This window comes from Streptomyces spinosisporus, assembly GCF_022698145.1.
GTDB classification, from domain to species: domain Bacteria; phylum Actinomycetota; class Actinomycetes; order Streptomycetales; family Streptomycetaceae; genus Streptomyces; species Streptomyces spinosisporus.
On record NZ_JALDAX010000013.1, the window covers coordinates 154,877 to 172,150 of the forward strand.

Below are 17,274 nucleotides of genomic sequence, written 5' to 3' on the forward strand. Positions count from 1 at the left end.
CGGCACCGGCCCCGGTCAGGGCTGGGCGAACAGGGGGTCCCAGCGCCCGGCGTCCCCGTCGTGGCCCTGGCGGAAGCCGCTGAGCGGGACCTCCTTCTCACTGCCGATGGTGACCAGCACCAGCCGCTGATGGAACTCGTTCTTGTCGTTCTTGGCGATGTCCCAGGCGATGAGCTGCTTGTTGCCCACCCAGGCGAGCAGCTGCTGCCCGCGCACCTCGGTCTTCGCGCCGGTCAGGGCGTCGAGGACGTAGGAGGAGGTGTGCCACTTCTTTCCCGCGAAGTCCCCTGCGACGAGTCGGCCGTTCGGGGACTTGCCCGCCTCGACGTACCACTGGAGGTACTTGTCGCCCGCCGGTGCGGAGACCGGCTCGCCCTTCAGGGTCCAGAACTCCTTGCCGATGTCGCCCATGGGGTTGCCGGCCCAGACGTGCCGGCCGTCGTCGGTCAGGGCGAAGTCCTGGCGGGCGTTGAGCATCCCGCCCATGGGATCGTCGGGGTCCTTCTCGAGCCTGACCTCCGTCCAGGGCCCCGTCCCGGAGGCCACGTCGATGACGTAGAAACCGGTGCGGCTCGACTGCATCGTGGGCCCCCAGTCACCCTGGCCCTGGGACCTGTACAACTGGTCGGGGTTCTCGCCGTACGTCGTGGCCACCAGCTTGCGGCCGTCGCGCGAGAAGGCGAGCCCGGCCACCTTGTGGTCGACCTCGATCCACCGCTCGACCTTGCCGGTGGTCAGATCGAGCAGTCCGATCCGCGACGCGGGCAGGTTCCGCTCCAGGACGGCGGCGGTCTTCATCCCGGGCGCCACGGCCACCCATGACCACTTGGCGGTCCGCACATACCTGCCGGTCTCGTGGTCCAGCAGGTAGTAGGTGCGCCGGCTGACGGCGGTCTCCTTGGTCAGCTCGACGGTGTCCGTCACGGAGTATCCGGCCAGGGTGGTGCCCCCGGCGGAGATCAGGTTCCGCGGCGGCGACTGGTCGGGGTGGGCCTCGGTGCCCTTGTGGTGCACGACGACGTCCGCGGGGCGTACGTCCTTGCCGCCGGAGTCGAGCAGCGGCACCGCCACCGCGACGGCGACCACGGCGGCCGTCGCGGCGGCGACGGCCGCGATCCTGCGGGTGCGGCGGCGCCGGCGCAGGGCCAGCACGCGGTCCGCCAGTCCCGGCCCCGCCGGGGTCTGCGCGGCCGCCTGCTCGCGCAGGGCCTCGCGCACGAGTTCGTCGACGTTCACGGACGCACCTCCACGGGCGAGTAGTCACGGGACGTCGCCTGTTCGGCGTCCGCGCGGCCGAGGACGGCCAGTTCGGGCGCCAGACTGCGCAGCCGCGCGAGGGAGCGGTGGGTGGTGGACCGTACGGTGCCGACGGAGCAGCCCAGCAGCCGGGCCACGTCGGCCTCCGGCAGGTCCTCGAAGTAGCGCAGCACGAGCACCGTGCGCTGACGTGCGGTGAGCCGGCCGAGCGCCTCGCGCATCACGACACGCAGTTCGGCGGCGGCGGCCTGGTCGGCGGGCTGCGGCTCACCTTCGGGCGGCTCGGCGACGCTGACCTCGCGCCGGGGCCACTTCAGCCGCCAGCGGCTGATCTGCTGGCGATACAGGACCCGGCGTACGTACGCCTCGGGCTCGTCGATCCGCTGCCATCTGCCCGCCGCTTTGACCAGCGCGTTCTGCAGGAGGTCCTCGCCGGCGTGCCGGTCTCCGCCGCACAGCAGCACGGCCGTCTTCAGCAGGGCCGACGACCTGTTGTCCACGAACTCACGGAAGCTCTCCAGACCTTCGGCATCCATCGTCACCTTCTCTTCCCCCGGCGGAGACCCGTGTGCCCCGCCCTGTGCCCCTACTGACGCGCGCGACCGCTCACCGCTATGCCTGTGCGGCGGAAAATTCTCCGCCGCCGCGGCACCCCTCGTGCCGTACGTTGTCCCCGTGAGCCGCCCGCTGCTGTTCCTCGACGTCGACGGCCCCCTCAACCCCTGGGCCGCGAAGCCCGAGCGGCGCCCCGACGGCTATACGACGATCAGGGTCGCCCTGCAGCCGGGCCGCGCCCTGCGCGTCTGGCTGAACCCCTCCCACGGAGCCGCGCTGCTCGGCCTCGACTACGACCTGTGCTGGGCGACGACCTGGATGGACGCCGCCAACCGCTGGATCGCCCCCGTGATCGGGCTCCCCGAGCTGCCCTACGTCGACTTCGGCACGGACCTGTTCGCGCTGCGCCCCGACGGGGTGCACTGGAAGACGGAGGCGATCGTCGCGTACGCCGAGGGGCGCCCCTTCGCCTGGGTCGACGACGAACAGACCCCGGCGGACGAGGAGTACGTCGCCGCCCGCCACGGCGCTCCAGCCCTCCTGCATCACGTCAGCCCCCATCTCGGGCTGCGCGAGGAGGACTTCGGGGCCCTGGCCCGGTTCGCGGCGACGCTGCGGCCGTGACCGGAAGGCGATCGGTTCACCCGCCCCCGGTGAACATGCACGAGCGCCCTTCCGTACGACGACGGAAGGGCGCCCGGTGCTGCGGCAGCGCTAGTTGTGGCTGTGCAGGATCTCGTTCAGGCCGCCCCAGACCGCGTTGTTCGGGCGGGCCTCGACCGTGCCGGTGACCGAGTTGCGGCGGAAGAGGATGTTGGAGGCGCCGGAGAGCTCGCGGGCCTTGACGATCTGACCGTCGGGCATGGTCACGCGGGTGCCCGCGGTGACGTAGAGGCCTGCCTCGACCACGCACTCGTCGCCGAGCGCGATGCCGACGCCTGCCTCGGCGCCGACCAGGCAGCGCTCGCCGAGCGAGATGATCACGTTGCCGCCGCCGGACAGCGTGCCCATGGTGGAGGCGCCGCCGCCGATGTCCGAGCCGTCGCCCACGACGACGCCGGCGGAGATACGGCCCTCGATCATGGAGGTGCCGAGCGTGCCCGCGTTGAAGTTGACGAAGCCCTCGTGCATGACCGTGGTGCCCTCGGCCAGGTGTGCGCCGAGGCGGACGCGGTCGGCGTCGGCGATGCGCACGCCCTTGGGGGCGACGTAGTCCGTCATGCGCGGGAACTTGTCGACCGACGTCACCTGAAGGTGAAGGCCCTCGGCACGGGCGTTGAGGCGGACCTTCTCCAGGTCGTCGACGGCGACCGGGCCGAGCGAGGTCCAGGCGACGTTGGCGAGGAAGCCGAACATGCCGTCCAGGTTCTGGCCGTGCGGCTTGACCAGGCGGTGCGAGAGGAGGTGCAGCCGCAGGTAGACGTCGTGCGCGTCGATCGGCTTCTCGTCCAGGGTGGAGATGACCGTGCGGACCGCGACCACGTCGACGCCCCGGCGGGCGTCCGGACCGATCGCCTTGGCGGCGCCCTCGCCGAGGAGTTCCACGGCCTTCTCGGCGGGCAGCCGCTCGGTGCCGGACGGGCCGGGCTGTTCGCTCAGCTCGGGCGCCGGGAACCAGGTGTCGAGAACAGTGCCGTCGGCGGCGATCGTGGCAAGGCCGGTGGCCACGGCGCCGGTGGTGCGAGAAGCAGTCGTGTCGGTCATGAGGGCAACCTAACCGGCCGGAGGGCACGGAGGCCAACCGCCGGCCACGGTGTCTCAGGTGCCGGTCGGGACCGTCATCACCCGGGACAGCGCCTCGCGCGCGAACCCCTCGTCGTAGGGGGTTCCGGTCAGCAGGACCTGCAGACAGATCCCGTCCATCAGCGCGACCAGCGCCCGCGCCGTGACCGCGTCGGTGCGCCGGCCCAGCCGCAGCGCGAGGTCCTCGCACCACTCGGCCGCGACCGGGCGCAGGGCGGGGCGGCGCAGGGCGGCGAGATAGAGCTCGTACTCCAGCTCCACACCGGTGCGGTCGCCGGACAGCCACTCGCCGAGGATCCGCGCGAGTTCGGCGGGCAGGTCGCACGCGGCGTCCTCCAGGGCGCCGTGCGCGGCGACGACCTTGGCGAAGCCCTCGTTGGCCTGCCGCAGCGCGGCGACCATCAGTTCGTCGAGGGTCTTGAAGTGGTACGTCGTCGAGCCGAGCGGTACGTCGGCCTCGGCGGCGGCCGAGCGGTGGCTCAGGCCGGCCAGGCCCTTGTCGCCCACCACGCGGATCGCCGCGTCGATGATCCGCTGGCGCCGGTCGGGGTCGTAGCGGCGGGGCATCAGTGCGCTCCTCCGAGGTTGAGCACGACGACTCCGACGATGATCAGGGCGATCCCGGCGGCCTTCTGGACGGTCATCCCCTCTCCGAGGAACACCATTCCGATGGCCACGATGGCGGCGGTGCCGAGCCCGGCCCAGATCGCGTAGGCCGTGCCGACGGACATGCTCTTCAGCGTCTGGGCGAGCAGCCAGAAGGACACGACGTATCCGACGAGCGTCAGCACCGACGGCCACAGCCGGCTGAACCCGTCACTGAACTTCATGGCGGTGGTGCCACCGACCTCGGCGGCGATGGCCGCGAGGAGCGTCAGAAAGGCCATGCGTACGAGTGTACATAACGCCGTTCACGATGGTGCGTCCCGGAAGGAGATCAGCGATGTCTTCGGGCGCAGTACGCAGAACTCGTTGCCCTCGGGGTCGGCCAGCACCACCCAGCCCACCCGGTCGCCCTGTCCGATGTCGACACGGCGCGCCCCCAGCGCGAGCAGCCGTTCGACCTCGGCCTCCTGGTCGTCCGGGGCGAGGTCGAAGTGCAGCCGGTTCTTGACGGTCTTCCGGTCGCTCACCGGCATGAAGCAGATCCCGGTGGGCGCGAACTCGTCCGGTCCGATGACGACTTCACGCGGTTTCTGCGACAGGATCCGCCAGTCGAGCACCCGGCACCAGAAGTCGGCGAGTCCGGGGAGATCGTGGGCGTCCACGACGATGTGATGCAGTGAAACGGCCATACCGGAGACGGTATGGCCGTTTCACAAGGGGCCGCAGGTTTTTTTGGGTGGCTCAGACGTTGAAGCCCAGCGCCCGGAGCTGCTCGCGGCCGTCGTCCGTGATCTTGTCCGGGCCCCACGGCGGCATCCAGACCCAGTTGATCCGCAGCTCGCTCACCAGGCCGTCCGTGGCGGACTTGGCCTGGTCCTCGATGACGTCCGTCAGCGGGCAGGCCGCCGAGGTCAGGGTCATGTCGATCGTCGCGACGTTCGAGTCGTCGATGTGGATGCCGTAGATCAGGCCGAGGTTGACCACGTCGATGCCCAGCTCGGGGTCGACGACGTCGTACAGCGCCTCGCGGAGTTCCTCCTCCGAGGCCGGCTTCATCTCAAGGGTCTCGCTCATGCCGTCTTCCTTTCGGCGTCGGCTCCGCCCAGGGCCTGGGCCGTCGCGTCCTTCCACGCCATCCAGCTCAGGAGGGCGCACTTGACCCGGGCCGGGTACTTGGAGACACCGGCGAACGCGACCGCGTCCTCCAGCACCTCCTCCATCGCGTCGTCGGGCTCGATCCTGCCCTTGGACTGCATCAGCTCCAGGAAGGTCTCCTGGATCTGCTGCGCGTCGGACAGGTCCTTGCCGACGAGGAGTTCGTTCAGCACCGAGGCCGAGGCCTGGCTGATGGAGCAGCCCTGGCCCTCGTAGGACACGTCCTGGATCGTCGTGCCGTCGTACTTCACCCGGAGGGTGATCTCGTCGCCGCAGGTCGGGTTGACGTGGTGCACCTCGGCGTCGCCATCCCGCAAGCCCCGCCCGTGCGGGTTCTTGTAGTGGTCCAGGATGACTTCCTGGTACATCGAGTCCAGCTTCACGCGTCAGCCCTTCATCCGAAGAAGTTCCGTACGTGCTCCAGGCCGTCGACCAGGGCGTCGATCTCCGCCGGCGTGGAGTACAGATAGAACGACGCTCGCGTGGTCGCAGGAATTCCGTAGCGGAGGCAGACCGGCCGCGCGCAGTGGTGACCGACACGGACCGCGATGCCCTGCTCGTCCAGGACCTGGCCCACGTCGTGCGGGTGGATGTCACCCAGCGTGAACGAGATCGCCGCGCCCCGGTCCTCGGCCGTGGTCGGCCCGATGATCCTCAGGTCGGGGACCTCCGCCAGCCGCTGCACCGCGTACTCGGTGAGCGCGTGCTCGTGGGCGAGGATCTTGTCCATGCCGAGCGAGGACAGATAGTCGATCGCCGCGCCGAGACCGACCGCCTGGGCGATCGGCGGCGTGCCCGCCTCGAACTTGTGCGGCGCGGGAGCGTAGGTCGAGGAGTGCATGGACACCGTCTCGATCATCTCGCCGCCGCCCAGGAACGGGGGCAGGTCCTCCAGCAGTTCCTGGCGGCCCCACAGGACGCCGATGCCGGTGGGCCCGCACATCTTGTGGCCGGTGAAGGCCACGAAGTCGGCCTGCAGCGACTGCACGTCCAGCGGCATGTGCGGCGCCGCCTGCGAGGCGTCGACGCAGACCAGCGCGCCGACCTCCTGGGCGCGGCGGACTATCGCCTCGACCGGGTTGACCGTGCCGAGGATGTTCGACACCAGCACGAAGGAGACGATCTTCGTCTTCTCCGTGATGATCTCGTCGATGTTGGACAGGTCGAGACGGCCGTCGTCGGTGAGGCCGAACCACTTCAGCTTCGCGCCCGTGCGCTGCGCGAGCAGCTGCCACGGCACGATGTTGGAGTGGTGCTCCATCTCCGTGATGACGATCTCGGTCTCGTGGTCCACGCGGTAGGGCTCGTCGGCCCAACCGAGCATGTTCGCCACGAGGTTGAGGGACTCGGAGGCGTTCTTGGTGAAGATCACCTCGTCGCGGCTGGGCGCGTTGATGAACGACGCGACCTTGTCACGCGCGCCCTCGTACAGCGCCGTGGCCTCCTCGGCGAGCACATGCACACCGCGGTGGACGTTGGCGTTGTAGCGCTCGTAGTACTCGTTCAGGGCGTCGAGCACCTGGCGCGGCTTCTGCGAGGTCGCCGCGTTGTCCAGGTACACGAGCTTCTGGCCGTCGTGGACCTGGCGGTCCAGGACGGGGAAGTCCTTGCGGATCGCCTCGACGTCGAGGAGGCCCGGCAGCTGTGTCACTCGGATGCGCCACCCTTCGTGTAAGCCTCGTAGCCCTCGTTCTCCAGCTTGTCCGCGAGCTCGGCGCCGCCGGACTCGACGATGCGGCCGCCCGCGAAGACGTGGACGTGGTCGGGCTTGATGTAGCGCAGGATGCGCGTGTAGTGCGTGATCAGCAGGGTGCCGACCTCGCCGGTCTCACGGACGCGGTTGACGCCCTCGGAGACGACGCGCAGGGCGTCGACGTCGAGGCCGGAGTCGGTCTCGTCGAGGATCGCGACCTTCGGCTTGAGCAGCTCCAGCTGAAGGATCTCGTGGCGCTTCTTCTCACCGCCGGAGAAGCCCTCGTTGACGTTGCGCTCGGCGAAGGAGGGGTCCATGTTGAGGCGCTCCATGGCCTCCTTGACCTCCTTCACCCAGGTGCGCAGCTTGGGGGCCTCGCCGCGGACGGCGGTGGCGGAGGTCCGCAGGAAGTTCGACACGGACACACCCGGGACCTCGACCGGGTACTGCATGGCCAGGAACAGGCCGGCACGGGCGCGCTCGTCGACGGACATCTCCAGGACGTCCTCGCCGTCGAGGGTGACGGTGCCGCCGGTGATCGTGTACTTCGGGTGGCCCGCGAGGGAGTAGGCGAGGGTCGACTTGCCGGAGCCGTTGGGGCCCATGATGGCGTGCGTCTCGCCCTGCTTCACGGTCAGGTCGACGCCCTTGAGGATCTCCTTCGTGGCGTTGTCGGCCTCGACGGTGACGCGCAGGTCTCGGATTTCAAGCGTTGCCATGGGTGCCTCAGGACTCCTGGTTGAGGGAGACGAGCACGTCGTCCCCTTCGATCTTTACGGGGTATACGGGGACGGGGCGCGTCGCGGGAAGGCCGGACGGCTTACCGGTGCGAAGGTCGAAGCTGGAGCCGTGCAGCCAGCACTCGATCTGGCAGTCCTCCACCTCGCCCTCGGACAGGGAGACGTTCGCGTGCGAGCAGATGTCGTGGATGGCGAACACCTCGCCCTCGGTCTGCACGACCGAGACCGGCGTGCCGTCGAGTTCCACCCGCTTCGGGGTGTCCTCCTCCAGCTCGCTCAGCCCACAGGCGCGTACGAAAGCCATCAGACGGTGGCCTCCAGCTCGGTCTCGATCTTGGCGAGCAGGCGCTCCTCGATGTCCGGGACCGCGATCTGCTGGACCAGCTCGGCGAAGAAGCCGCGGACCACCAGGCGGCGGGCCTCGTCGGCCGGGATGCCGCGGGCCATCAGGTAGAAGAGCTGCTCGTCGTCGAAGCGGCCGGTCGCGCTGGCGTGGCCGGCGCCGACGATCTCGCCGGTCTCGATCTCCAGGTTCGGCACGGAGTCGACGCGGGCGCCGTCGGTCAGCACCAGGTTGCGGTTCATCTCGTAGGTGTCCGTGCCCTCGGCCCTGGCCTCGATGAGGACGTCGCCGATCCACACGGCGTGCGCGGACTCGCCCTGCAGCGCGCCCTTGTAGACGACGTTGGACTTGCAGTGCGGGACGTTGTGGTCGACCAGGAGGCGGTGCTCGTGGTGCTGACCGGCGTCCGTGAAGTACAGCCCGAACAGCTCGGCCTCGGCGCCAGGGCCGGCGTAGGAGACGCGCGGGTGCAGTCGTACGACGTCGCCGCCGAAGGTGACGACCACGGACTTGAAGCTCGCGTCCCGGCCCACCAGGGCGCTGTGCTGGGCCACGTGCACGGCCTTGTCGTCCCAGTCCTGCACGGAGACGACGGTCAGCTTGGCGCCGTCACCGAGGACGTACTCGACGTTGGCGGCGAGCACGGCGTCACCGGTGTGGTCGATGACGACGACCGCCTCGGCGAAGGCGCCCAGCTCGACGACCTGGTGGCCGTAGCGCACGCCGCCCTCGCCGTGCACCGCGATGCGGATCGGCTCGGTGAGGACCGTCTCCTTGGGGACGGTGACCACTCCGGCCTGCTCGAACGCGGAGTAGGCCTGGGCCGCGACGCGGTCCACCGGGGTGCCCGCACGGCCGAGGCGCGGGTCGTCGCGGTCCACGACCTCGACGGTGACGCCCTCGGGCGCCTCCACGGCGACCTTCACGCCCTCGCCGGCGGCGACGGCGGTGCCGTCGTGCAGCCCGCGCAGCCGCTCCAGCGGCGTGAACCGCCACTCCTCCTCGCGGCCGTGCGGGACCGGGAAGTCCTGCACGTCGAAGGACGGGGGCGCGCTCATGCGCGTGGCGACGGTCGACTCGGCGGCCACCGCGATCTGGCCCGCGGTGGTGGACCCCACGGGGATATTCTGAGCCTCAGCCATGGCTGTCGGTCTGCTCTCTTCCTACGTCAGGTTTCGCTGGCTGCGTGAGGGGGCCGGTGCTAGCCGACCGCGCCTTCCATCTGCAGCTCGATCAGCCGGTTGAGCTCGAGGGCGTACTCCATGGGAAGTTCCTTGGCGATCGGCTCGACGAAGCCGCGCACGATCATCGCCATCGCCTCGTCCTCGGAGAGACCGCGGCTCATCAGGTAGAAGAGCTGGTCCTCGGAGACCTTGGAGACGGTCGCCTCGTGGCCCATGGACACGTCGTCCTCGCGGACGTCGACGTACGGGTACGTGTCCGAGCGGGAGATGGTGTCGACGAGCAGCGCGTCGCACAGGACGTTCGACTTGGAGCCCGGGGCGCCCTCGCCGATCTCGATCAGACCGCGGTAGGAGGTGCGGCCGCCGCCTCGCGCCACCGACTTGGAGACGATGTTGGAGGAGGTGTTGGGCGCCATGTGGACCATCTTGGCGCCGGCGTCCTGGTGCTGGCCCTCGCCCGCGAAGGCGATGGAGAGGGTCTCGCCCTTGGCGTGCTCGCCCATCAGGTAGACGGCCGGGTACTTCATGGTCACCTTGGAGCCGATGTTGCCGTCGACCCACTCCATGGTCGCGCCCTCGTAGGCGACGGCGCGCTTGGTGACCAGGTTGTACACGTTGTTCGACCAGTTCTGGATGGTCGTGTAGCGGCAGCGGGCGTTCTTCTTGACGATGATCTCGACGACCGCGGAGTGCAGCGAGTCCGACTTGTAGATCGGCGCGGTGCAGCCCTCGACGTAGTGCACGTAGGCACCCTCGTCGACGATGATCAGGGTCCGCTCGAACTGGCCCATGTTCTCCGTGTTGATGCGGAAGTAGGCCTGCAGCGGGATCTCGACGTGCACGCCCTTCGGCACGTAGATGAAGGAGCCGCCGGACCACACGGCGCTGTTCAGCGACGCGAACTTGTTGTCGCCGACCGGGATGACCGTGCCGAAGTACTCCTTGAAGAGCTCCGGGTGCTCCTTCAGGGCCGTGTCGGTGTCCAGGAAGATGACGCCCTGCTCCTCCAGGTCCTCACGGATCTGGTGGTAGACGACCTCCGACTCGTACTGGGCGGCGACGCCCGCGACCAGGCGCTGCTTCTCGGCCTCGGGGATGCCCAGCTTGTCGTAGGTGTTCTTGATGTCCTCGGGCAGGTCCTCCCAGGACTCCGCCTGCTTCTCCGTGGAGCGCACGAAGTACTTGATGTTGTCGAAGTCGATGCCCGACAGGTCCGAGCCCCAGTTCGGCATGGGCTTCTTGTCGAAGAGGCGCAGGCCCTTGAGGCGGAGCTTGGTCATCCACTCCGGCTCGTTCTTCTTCGCGGAGATGTCCCGGACGACGTCCTCGTTGATGCCGCGCTTGGCAGAGGCACCGGCCTCGTCGGAGTCGGCCCAGCCGTATTCGTACTTACCCAGGCCTTCGAGCTCGGGGTGGGCAGTCTCCTCGATGGGGAGAGTCATGCGGGGTTCCTCCCGGCCGTGCTTGCGGATGCGTTGTCAGTGGTCTGTGGGGAAATCTTGGGGATGAACGTCGTGCAGACGCCGTCACCGTGCGCGATGGTCGCCAGTCGCTGGACGTGCGTTCCGAGCAGCTGGGAGAAGATCTCGGTCTCCGCCTCGCAGAGCTGCGGGAACTCTTCCGCGACATGGGCGACGGGGCAGTGGTGCTGGCACAGCTGCTCGCCGACCGGTGCGCTGCGCGCCGTAGCAGCGTACCCGTCCGCGCTCAGCGCCCTGGCCAGGGCTTCGGTGCGCTCCTCAGGGGCGGCGGCCTCGATCGCCTTGCGGTAGGCGGCGGCCTGCTCGGCGATCCGTGCGCGCGCGAAGGCGACGACCGCCTCGTCCCCGCCGAAGCGCTCCCTGATCCAGCGCAGGGCGTCCGCGGCGAGCTTGTCGTACGACTGGTCGAAGGCGTCGCGGCCGCAGTCGGTGAGCGCGAAGACCTTGGCCGGGCGGCCTCGGCCGCGGGCTCCGTAGACCCGCTGCTCACGGGGGGCCACGACGTCGTCGGCGACCAGTGCGTCCAGGTGCCTGCGGACGGCGGCCTGGGTCAGGCTCAGCCGGCCGGCCAGCTCGGCGACGGTCGAGGGGCCGTGGTCCAGGATGGATCGCGCGACGCGGTTGCGGGTGGACCGCTCACCGGTCGCGTGCTCCTCCTGGTGGACCCCTGCCGGGGTCTCCAGAGCCTCGCCGACGTTTTTCACAACGCCATTGTTGCGTAATTCCTCAGGACCGGGCAAGCGGCGTCGGCGCCGCTGGACGGTGCCCTGCGTCACTTAGGTCTACCTAATCCGACCTGCGGAAACGATCTTTGTCTGTGTGCACCGGTGGAGATCCTGCACCCGGCCGTCGGGGCCCTGGACGCCGTACCTAGACTCGGGCCCATGCGAAGTGAGCCCGTGGTCCAGGTTCAGGCCCTGGTGAAGCGGTACGGCACGAAAACCGCTGTCGACGGCCTCGACCTGGTGGCCGGGGCGGGTGTGACCGCCGTACTCGGTCCGAACGGCGCGGGCAAGACGAGCACGGTGGAGATCTGCGAGGGATACCGTCGGCCGGACTCCGGCACGGTGCGTGTGCTGGGCCTCGACCCGGTGCGCGAGGCCCGCCGGCTCCACCCCCGCATCGGTGTGATGCTGCAGTCGGGCGGCGTGTACTCGGGCGCCCGGGCGGACGAGATGCTGCGGCACGTGGCGAAGCTGCACGCGAACCCGCTGGACGTCGACGCCCTGATCGAGCGGCTGGGGCTCGGCTCCTGCGGCCGCACGGCCTACCGCCGGCTCTCCGGCGGCCAGCAGCAGCGCCTGGCGCTCGCGATGGCGGTCGTGGGCCGCCCCGAGCTGGCGTTCCTGGACGAGCCGACCGCGGGCCTCGACCCGCAGGCCCGCCACGCGACCTGGGACCTGGTGCGCGACCTGCGCGCCGACGGCGTCTCGGTCATCCTCACCACGCACTACATGGACGAGGCCGAGCAGCTCGCCGACGACGTCGCGATCCTCGACGCCGGCCGGGTCATCGCCCAGGGCTCCCCGGAGGACCTGTGCCGCGGTGGCGCCGAGAACACCCTGCGCTTCCTCGGCCGCCCCGGCCTGGACGTCGGCTCGCTCCTCAAGGCGCTTCCCGCGGACTGCAGCGCGGCCGAGCTGACGCCGGGTTCCTACCGGGTCAACGGCAAGGTCGACCCCCAGCTGCTGGCGACGGTGGCGTCCTGGTGCGCGCAGCACGGTGTGATGCCGGACCGCATCTCGGTCGAACGGCACACCTTGGAGGATGTCTTCTTGGAGCTCACGGGCAAGGAGTTGCGCTCATGACGACGGCCACCGGCACCTATACGCCGAAGCCGGGGGCCGCGCCGCTGCCCCGCATGATCGGCGCCCAGGCGGCGCTCGAGACGCGGATGCTGCTGCGCAACGGCGAGCAGCTGCTGCTCACGGTTGTGATCCCGACGCTGCTGCTGGTGCTGTTCAGCTCGGTGGACATCGTCGACACCGGCGCGGGCAGGTCCGTCGACTTCCTCGCCCCCGGCATCCTGGCGCTCGCGGTGATGTCCACGGCGTTCACCGGCCAGGCCATCGCGACGGGCTTCGAGCGCCGCTACGGCGTCCTCAAGCGCCTCGCCTCCTCGCCACTCCCCCGCTGGGGCCTGATGACCGCGAAGACGGCGTCGGTGCTGGTCACCGAGGTCCTTCAGGTGATCCTGCTGACGGTGATCGCCTTCGCGCTCGGCTGGTCGCCGCACGGCAACCCCGGCGCCGTTCTGCTCCTGCTGGTCCTCGGGACGGCCGCGTTCTCCGGCCTCGGTCTGCTGATGGCCGGCACGCTGAAGGCGGAGGCGACCCTGGCCGCCGCGAACCTGGTCTTCCTGCTGCTGCTCGTGGGCGGCGGGGTGATCGTGCCGATGGACAAGTTCCCGCAGGGCGCCCAGGACGTGCTCGGCCTGCTGCCCATCTCGGCCCTCTCCGACGGCCTGCGCGACGTGCTCCAGCACGGCGCCGCCGTGCCCTGGGGCGACCTGGGCATCCTGGGCGTGTGGGCGGTCGTGGGGCTGGCGGCCGCGGGGACGTTCTTCCGCTGGGAGTAGCTGGGAGCAGGGGACGTCATGGACCCTCGTGAACGAGTGCACAAGCGGCCGCCTACGATGGGGCGCGTGCCAAACGTGACCCGCGCCGACGCCGTGGCGGCCCTGCGCAACCCGCTCTCCTTCATCGCCGAACGCTGGACCCCGACACCCCGGACGGTCCAGCGGGCGGCTCTCTCCGCACTCGTCATGTCGGTGGTCATCGTCGTCACCGGCGGTGCGGTGCGCCTGACCGGCTCCGGTCTGGGCTGCCCGACCTGGCCCAAGTGCACGGACGACTCCCTGACCGCCACCAGCGCGATGGGCTTCCACGGGGCGATCGAGTTCGGCAACCGCATGCTGACGTACGTGCTGTGCGCGGCCGTCGGCTGGGCGATCATCGCCGCCCGCTCCCAGAAGCCGTTCCGGCGCGGTCTGACCCGGCTGGGCTGGGCGCAGTTCTGGATCGTGATGGGCAACGCGGTGCTCGGCGGCATCGTGGTCCTCGTCGGCCTCAACCCGTACACGGTCGCGGCGCACTTCCTGCTCTCCTCGGCCCTGATCGCGGTCGCGGCGCTCATGTGGCAGCGCACCCGCGAGGGCGACGCCGCGCCCCGGCCGCTGGTCGGAAAGCCGGTGCAGCAGCTGGTGTGGTTCCTCGTCCTCGCCTCGGTGCTGCTGATCGCGGTGGGCACGGTGGTGACCGGCGCCGGACCGCACGCGGGTGACTCCAAGGAGGTCGACCGGATCCCGATCGACTGGGAGACGGTCGCCAAGCTGCACGCCGTGCTCGCCTGGATCGTGGTCACCCTCACCTTCGCCCTGTGGTTCATCCTCAAGGCGGTCGACGCCCCCAAGGGCCCGCTCGCCCGCACCCGTGAACTGTTCCTGGTCCTGCTCGCCCAGGGCGTCATCGGCTACGTCCAGTACTTCACGCACCTGCCCGAACTCCTCGTCGGCCTGCACATGCTCGGCTCGGCACTGATCTGGATCTGGGTCCTGCGAGTGCTGTTCTCGCTGCGCGAGCGGCCGCCGGCGGTGGCGGACCTGCCGGGTCCCTCGGCCGAGGTGACGGTCGGCACGCGCGCGTAGAGCCGCTTCCCGTACGGCCTCGTGCAGCTCGGCGTACGGCTCACTCCAGCCCGTACACCCGGCGCGCGTTCCCCGCCGCCACCAGCCCCGCCACCCGCTGCGCGTCCGCGAGCGACCACGCCCCGTCGGAGACCCAGCCGCCCAGCACCCGGCCGAGGGCCTCGCGGAACAACCGAGCGCCGACCACGTGCAGTTCGGGCAGTCCGTGCGCTCCGCTGGAGAAGAGGATCTTGCCGAAGGGGGCGAGCTCCAGGATCTCCGCGAGGACCGTCGCCGCGCGGGCGCCGGTGCGCACCAGCGCCGCGCCCGAGTCGGCGTAGACGTGCGGGAAGACGCCGGCGAGATGGGCGGCGTGGCGGTGGTACGGATAGCCGTGCAGCAGGATCAGGTCGGTGCCCAGGCCCGCCGTCGCGCGGACGAAGTCCGTCAGCAGCACCGGGTCCGTGCGGTCGATGCGCTGGCCCGGTTCGCCGAGCCCCGCGTGCAGTTGGAGGGGCAGGCCCGAGGCGACCGCGATCCACAGCAGGTGCCGCAGCAACACGGGATCGCTGAGCTCCCCGCCCACCCGGCGGCCGCCCAGCCAGCGGGCCGCGGCGCCCCGCACCTCACCGGGCCCCGGAGGCTCGGGCGCGAGCGCGAGACCGTGCCGTACGCCCGCGACGGACGTGAAGGCCACGGCGTTCCCGGCGGCGCCGTGCACCGATTCGGCGAGGTTGGCGAGGAAGGACTCGACGGTGCCGGAGGTGTCGGCGACCTGTTCGGCGAGCAGTTCCAGACGGACGATCTCGCGGGCCTCGGCGTCACTCGCGGAGGCCATCTCCGAGGGACCGGTCAGATCGCCGGGCAGCCCCGTGTCGACCAGGTACGTCGTGATGCCGCTGCCCCGCAGCAGTCTGCGGCCCGCCTCCGGTACGCCGAGCTCACGGCGCCGGGCGAGATAGCGGGCGGGGGCGCAGTGCGGTTCCAGGCCGAGCAGCGGCGGGCACCAGCGCCGTACCGCGAAGCCCGTCTGGGTGTCGAAGAGGGTCGTGCCGGGTGCCGGCGGGCCCTCCGTGCGGGCCAGCTGGGCCTCGAAGGTGCCGAGGCCCAGCTCCGTCCTCAGTACGCCGTGGCAGTACTGGTCCACGAGGGACGGCGTTTCGATCATCCGGACTCCCGCGCAGTGGACCAGTGCTCTCACAGGTCCTAACGGGTGAACCGGCGTCAGGTGTTGCTCGAACCGCCCAGCTGGATCCCGGCCATGCGCTTCCACTCGTACGGGCCGGTGCGCACCTTGGCCGCGAACTCGCCGTCGAAGGACTCGTGGACGGTGATGCCGGCCTTCTCGACGGCCTTCTCGGCCAGCTCGTAGGAGGGCGCCATCAGGTCGCCCCAGCCGCCGTCCGCGCCGACGAGGACGATGCGCGCGCCGCGCTCGCCGACGTGGGCCACCTGCCCCTCGGCCCCGCCGTGCGCCTTGGAGAAGGCGCCGATCCGCTTGGCGAGCCGCGCCACCTTGCGCTCGGCCTTCGGGTCAACCTGCTCAGTCTCTGCCATGGCCAGGATGCTACCGACGAGTAGGACGAACGGCGACGGGCGGGGTGCGTGACCCCCGCCTCAGCGGGTGCTACCGCAGGACCTCAGCGGGTGCTACCGCAGGAAGGGGTCCACCGCCACCGCCACGAACAGCAGCGACACATAGGTGATGGACCAGTGGAACAGCCGCATCTCCTTCAGCTTGCCGCCCGTCACCTCGGCCTTGGCGCGGTTCTGCAGGGCGTGCGCCTCCCACAGCCACCAGCCGCCGGCCGCCAGGGCGACCGTCGTGTAGAACCAGCCGGTGTAGCCCAGCGGCGTCAGCAGCAGGGAGACGGCGACCATCACCCAGCTGTAGATGACGATCTGCTTGGCGACCACCTTGTTGGATGCGACGACCGGCAGCATGGGCACGCCCACGCGCGCGTAGTCCTCCTTGACCTTCATGGACAGCGGCCAGTAGTGCGGCGGCGTCCAGAAGAACATGACGAGGAAGAGGATGATCGGCGCCCACGACATGGAGTTCGTGACGGCGGACCAGCCGATCAGCACCGGCAGACAGCCCGCGATGCCGCCCCACACGATGTTCTGCGACGTACGGCGCTTGAGGATCATCGTGTAGACGACGACGTAGAAGAGGAGCGCTCCGAGGGACAGCCAGGCCGACAGCCAGTTGACGGCGAGGCCGAACAGCAGCGTCGAGACCACGGCGAGCGTGATGCCGAAGGCGAGGCACTCGCGCGGGCTGACCATGCCGGTGACCAGCGGGCGCTGCGCGGTGCGGTCCATCAGCGCGTCGATGTCGCGGTCGATGTACATGTTCAGCGCGTTGGCGCCGCCCGCCGACAGATAGCCGCCGACGCAGGTGAGCAGCACCAGCGTCAGGTCCGGCACGCCCTGCTGGGCGAGGAACATCACCGGGACGGTGGTGATGAGCAGCAGCTCGATGATCCGTGGCTTGGTCAGCGCCACGAACGCCTTGACACGGGCCCCGAACGGCCGGTGACGCGGGCTCTCGCTCGCACCGATTACCCCCGCTGGACGGGATTCGACGGCCGTCACGCACACCCCTACAGAGACATCCCAGCAAGCCTCACCCGTGTGAAGTCCCGGTAAAGGCTCGCGCGTACCACGCCACTTTAGACGTTGCCCATACCCCGGCCTTCGCGGGGGTGGGGTCGTGTTGGGCGGGGCCCGCCACCTGCGGCACACCGATGCGCCCGGTCGTCGTACTCGAGCTCGATTGAGCAGTCTCGCGAGCGGCTGCGTATTGAGATGCCGAACACCGATCAAGGCGGCCGGGAGGCGGATCCCCCGGAGTCCCGGCAGTCTGGAATGACTCGAAAAACTGCGCGT

The 17,274-nt window shown here is 70.0% G+C and carries 21 protein-coding genes; 4 read left to right on the top strand and 17 right to left on the bottom strand.

Features of this window, described 5'->3' with window-relative positions:
- Positions 1-15 precede the first annotated feature (15 nt).
- A complete protein-coding gene (locus tag MQN93_RS29850) occupies positions 16-1,236 on the bottom strand; it encodes a YncE family protein (protein WP_242711986.1) in 1,221 nt (406 codons plus the stop codon).
- Positions 1,233-1,793 (bottom strand): SigE family RNA polymerase sigma factor, encoded by a 561-nt coding sequence (locus MQN93_RS29855; protein ID WP_242711987.1) that lies wholly within the window; start codon positions 1,791-1,793, stop codon positions 1,233-1,235. Before MQN93_RS29855 ends, MQN93_RS29850 begins: the two co-directional genes overlap by 4 nt.
- A 139-nt stretch (positions 1,794-1,932) precedes the next feature.
- Between MQN93_RS29855 and MQN93_RS29860 the strand changes: the two genes are divergently transcribed.
- On the top strand, positions 1,933-2,436 hold the full coding sequence (locus tag MQN93_RS29860) for an HAD domain-containing protein (RefSeq protein ID WP_242711988.1): 504 nt from the start codon (positions 1,933-1,935) through the stop codon (positions 2,434-2,436).
- 90 nt (positions 2,437-2,526) lie between these two features.
- Here the strand turns inward: MQN93_RS29860 and dapD are convergent, their stop codons facing one another.
- The 12 genes from dapD to MQN93_RS29920 are packed head-to-tail and all read right to left on the bottom strand — an operon-like array spanning position 2,527 to position 11,461.
- Entirely contained in the window at positions 2,527-3,516 is a 990-nt protein-coding gene (dapD, locus tag MQN93_RS29865; protein ID WP_242711989.1) for a 2,3,4,5-tetrahydropyridine-2,6-dicarboxylate N-succinyltransferase, read from the bottom strand.
- Between the two features lie 54 nt (positions 3,517-3,570).
- Positions 3,571-4,122: a TetR/AcrR family transcriptional regulator gene (locus MQN93_RS29870; protein WP_016436147.1), complete on the bottom strand. Its 552-nt coding sequence runs from the start codon at positions 4,120-4,122 to the stop codon at positions 3,571-3,573.
- Positions 4,122-4,442 carry a DMT family transporter gene (locus MQN93_RS29875; protein WP_016436146.1) on the bottom strand — a complete coding sequence of 107 codons (321 nt, stop codon included), beginning with the start codon at positions 4,440-4,442 and terminating at the stop codon, positions 4,122-4,124. The genes MQN93_RS29870 and MQN93_RS29875 overlap by 1 nt, the downstream gene beginning before the upstream one ends.
- Positions 4,443-4,466: 24 nt before the next feature.
- Positions 4,467-4,850, bottom strand: a complete 384-nt coding sequence (locus MQN93_RS29880) for a VOC family protein (protein WP_242711990.1) — start codon at positions 4,848-4,850, stop codon at positions 4,467-4,469.
- 52 nt (positions 4,851-4,902) lie between these two features.
- On the bottom strand, positions 4,903-5,235 hold the full coding sequence (locus MQN93_RS29885; RefSeq protein WP_016436144.1) for a metal-sulfur cluster assembly factor: 333 nt from the start codon (positions 5,233-5,235) through the stop codon (positions 4,903-4,905).
- On the bottom strand, positions 5,232-5,699 hold the full coding sequence (gene sufU / locus MQN93_RS29890; RefSeq protein WP_037782659.1) for a Fe-S cluster assembly sulfur transfer protein SufU: 468 nt from the start codon (positions 5,697-5,699) through the stop codon (positions 5,232-5,234). The genes MQN93_RS29885 and sufU overlap by 4 nt, the downstream gene beginning before the upstream one ends.
- Before the next feature lie 11 nt (positions 5,700-5,710).
- Positions 5,711-6,967 (bottom strand): cysteine desulfurase, encoded by a 1,257-nt coding sequence (locus MQN93_RS29895; protein ID WP_242711991.1) that lies wholly within the window; start codon positions 6,965-6,967, stop codon positions 5,711-5,713.
- Positions 6,964-7,728, bottom strand: coding sequence for a Fe-S cluster assembly ATPase SufC (gene sufC, locus MQN93_RS29900; RefSeq protein ID WP_016436141.1), 765 nt, complete (start codon positions 7,726-7,728; stop codon positions 6,964-6,966). The genes MQN93_RS29895 and sufC overlap by 4 nt, the downstream gene beginning before the upstream one ends.
- 7 nt (positions 7,729-7,735) lie before the next feature.
- Positions 7,736-8,053 carry a non-heme iron oxygenase ferredoxin subunit gene (locus MQN93_RS29905; RefSeq protein WP_016436140.1) on the bottom strand — a complete coding sequence of 106 codons (318 nt, stop codon included), beginning with the start codon at positions 8,051-8,053 and terminating at the stop codon, positions 7,736-7,738.
- Positions 8,053-9,234, bottom strand: coding sequence for a Fe-S cluster assembly protein SufD (sufD, locus tag MQN93_RS29910; RefSeq protein ID WP_242711992.1), 1,182 nt, complete (start codon positions 9,232-9,234; stop codon positions 8,053-8,055). Before sufD ends, MQN93_RS29905 begins: the two co-directional genes overlap by 1 nt.
- A gap of 59 nt (positions 9,235-9,293) precedes the next feature.
- On the bottom strand, positions 9,294-10,718 hold the full coding sequence (gene sufB / locus MQN93_RS29915) for a Fe-S cluster assembly protein SufB (RefSeq protein ID WP_016436138.1): 1,425 nt from the start codon (positions 10,716-10,718) through the stop codon (positions 9,294-9,296).
- A complete protein-coding gene (locus MQN93_RS29920; RefSeq protein WP_037782658.1) occupies positions 10,715-11,461 on the bottom strand; it encodes a helix-turn-helix transcriptional regulator in 747 nt (248 codons plus the stop codon). The genes sufB and MQN93_RS29920 overlap by 4 nt, the downstream gene beginning before the upstream one ends.
- A 180-nt stretch (positions 11,462-11,641) precedes the next feature.
- Here MQN93_RS29920 and MQN93_RS29925 point away from each other — a divergent pair, with 180 nt between their 5' ends.
- From MQN93_RS29925 to MQN93_RS29935, 3 genes are read left to right on the top strand one after another with little or no spacing between them, the layout of a single operon-like run.
- A complete protein-coding gene (locus MQN93_RS29925) occupies positions 11,642-12,565 on the top strand; it encodes an ABC transporter ATP-binding protein (RefSeq protein WP_242711993.1) in 924 nt (307 codons plus the stop codon).
- Entirely contained in the window at positions 12,562-13,335 is a 774-nt protein-coding gene (locus tag MQN93_RS29930; RefSeq protein ID WP_242711994.1) for an ABC transporter permease, read from the top strand. Before MQN93_RS29925 ends, MQN93_RS29930 begins: the two co-directional genes overlap by 4 nt.
- 57 nt (positions 13,336-13,392) lie before the next feature.
- The gene (locus tag MQN93_RS29935; protein WP_037782654.1) at positions 13,393-14,403 is read left to right on the top strand and encodes a COX15/CtaA family protein; all 1,011 of its coding nucleotides are present in this window, start codon (positions 13,393-13,395) and stop codon (positions 14,401-14,403) included.
- 40 nt (positions 14,404-14,443) lie between these two features.
- Here the strand turns inward: MQN93_RS29935 and MQN93_RS29940 are convergent, their stop codons facing one another.
- The 3 genes from MQN93_RS29940 to MQN93_RS29950 form a co-directional block, all read right to left on the bottom strand.
- Entirely contained in the window at positions 14,444-15,550 is a 1,107-nt protein-coding gene (locus MQN93_RS29940) for an amidohydrolase family protein (RefSeq protein ID WP_016436133.1), read from the bottom strand.
- A gap of 56 nt (positions 15,551-15,606) precedes the next feature.
- Entirely contained in the window at positions 15,607-15,939 is a 333-nt protein-coding gene (locus MQN93_RS29945; RefSeq protein WP_242711995.1) for a hypothetical protein, read from the bottom strand.
- Positions 15,940-16,032: 93 nt separating this feature from the next.
- The gene (locus MQN93_RS29950; RefSeq protein ID WP_037782652.1) at positions 16,033-16,986 is read right to left on the bottom strand and encodes a heme o synthase; all 954 of its coding nucleotides are present in this window, start codon (positions 16,984-16,986) and stop codon (positions 16,033-16,035) included.
- Between the last annotated feature and the right edge of the window lie 288 nt (positions 16,987-17,274).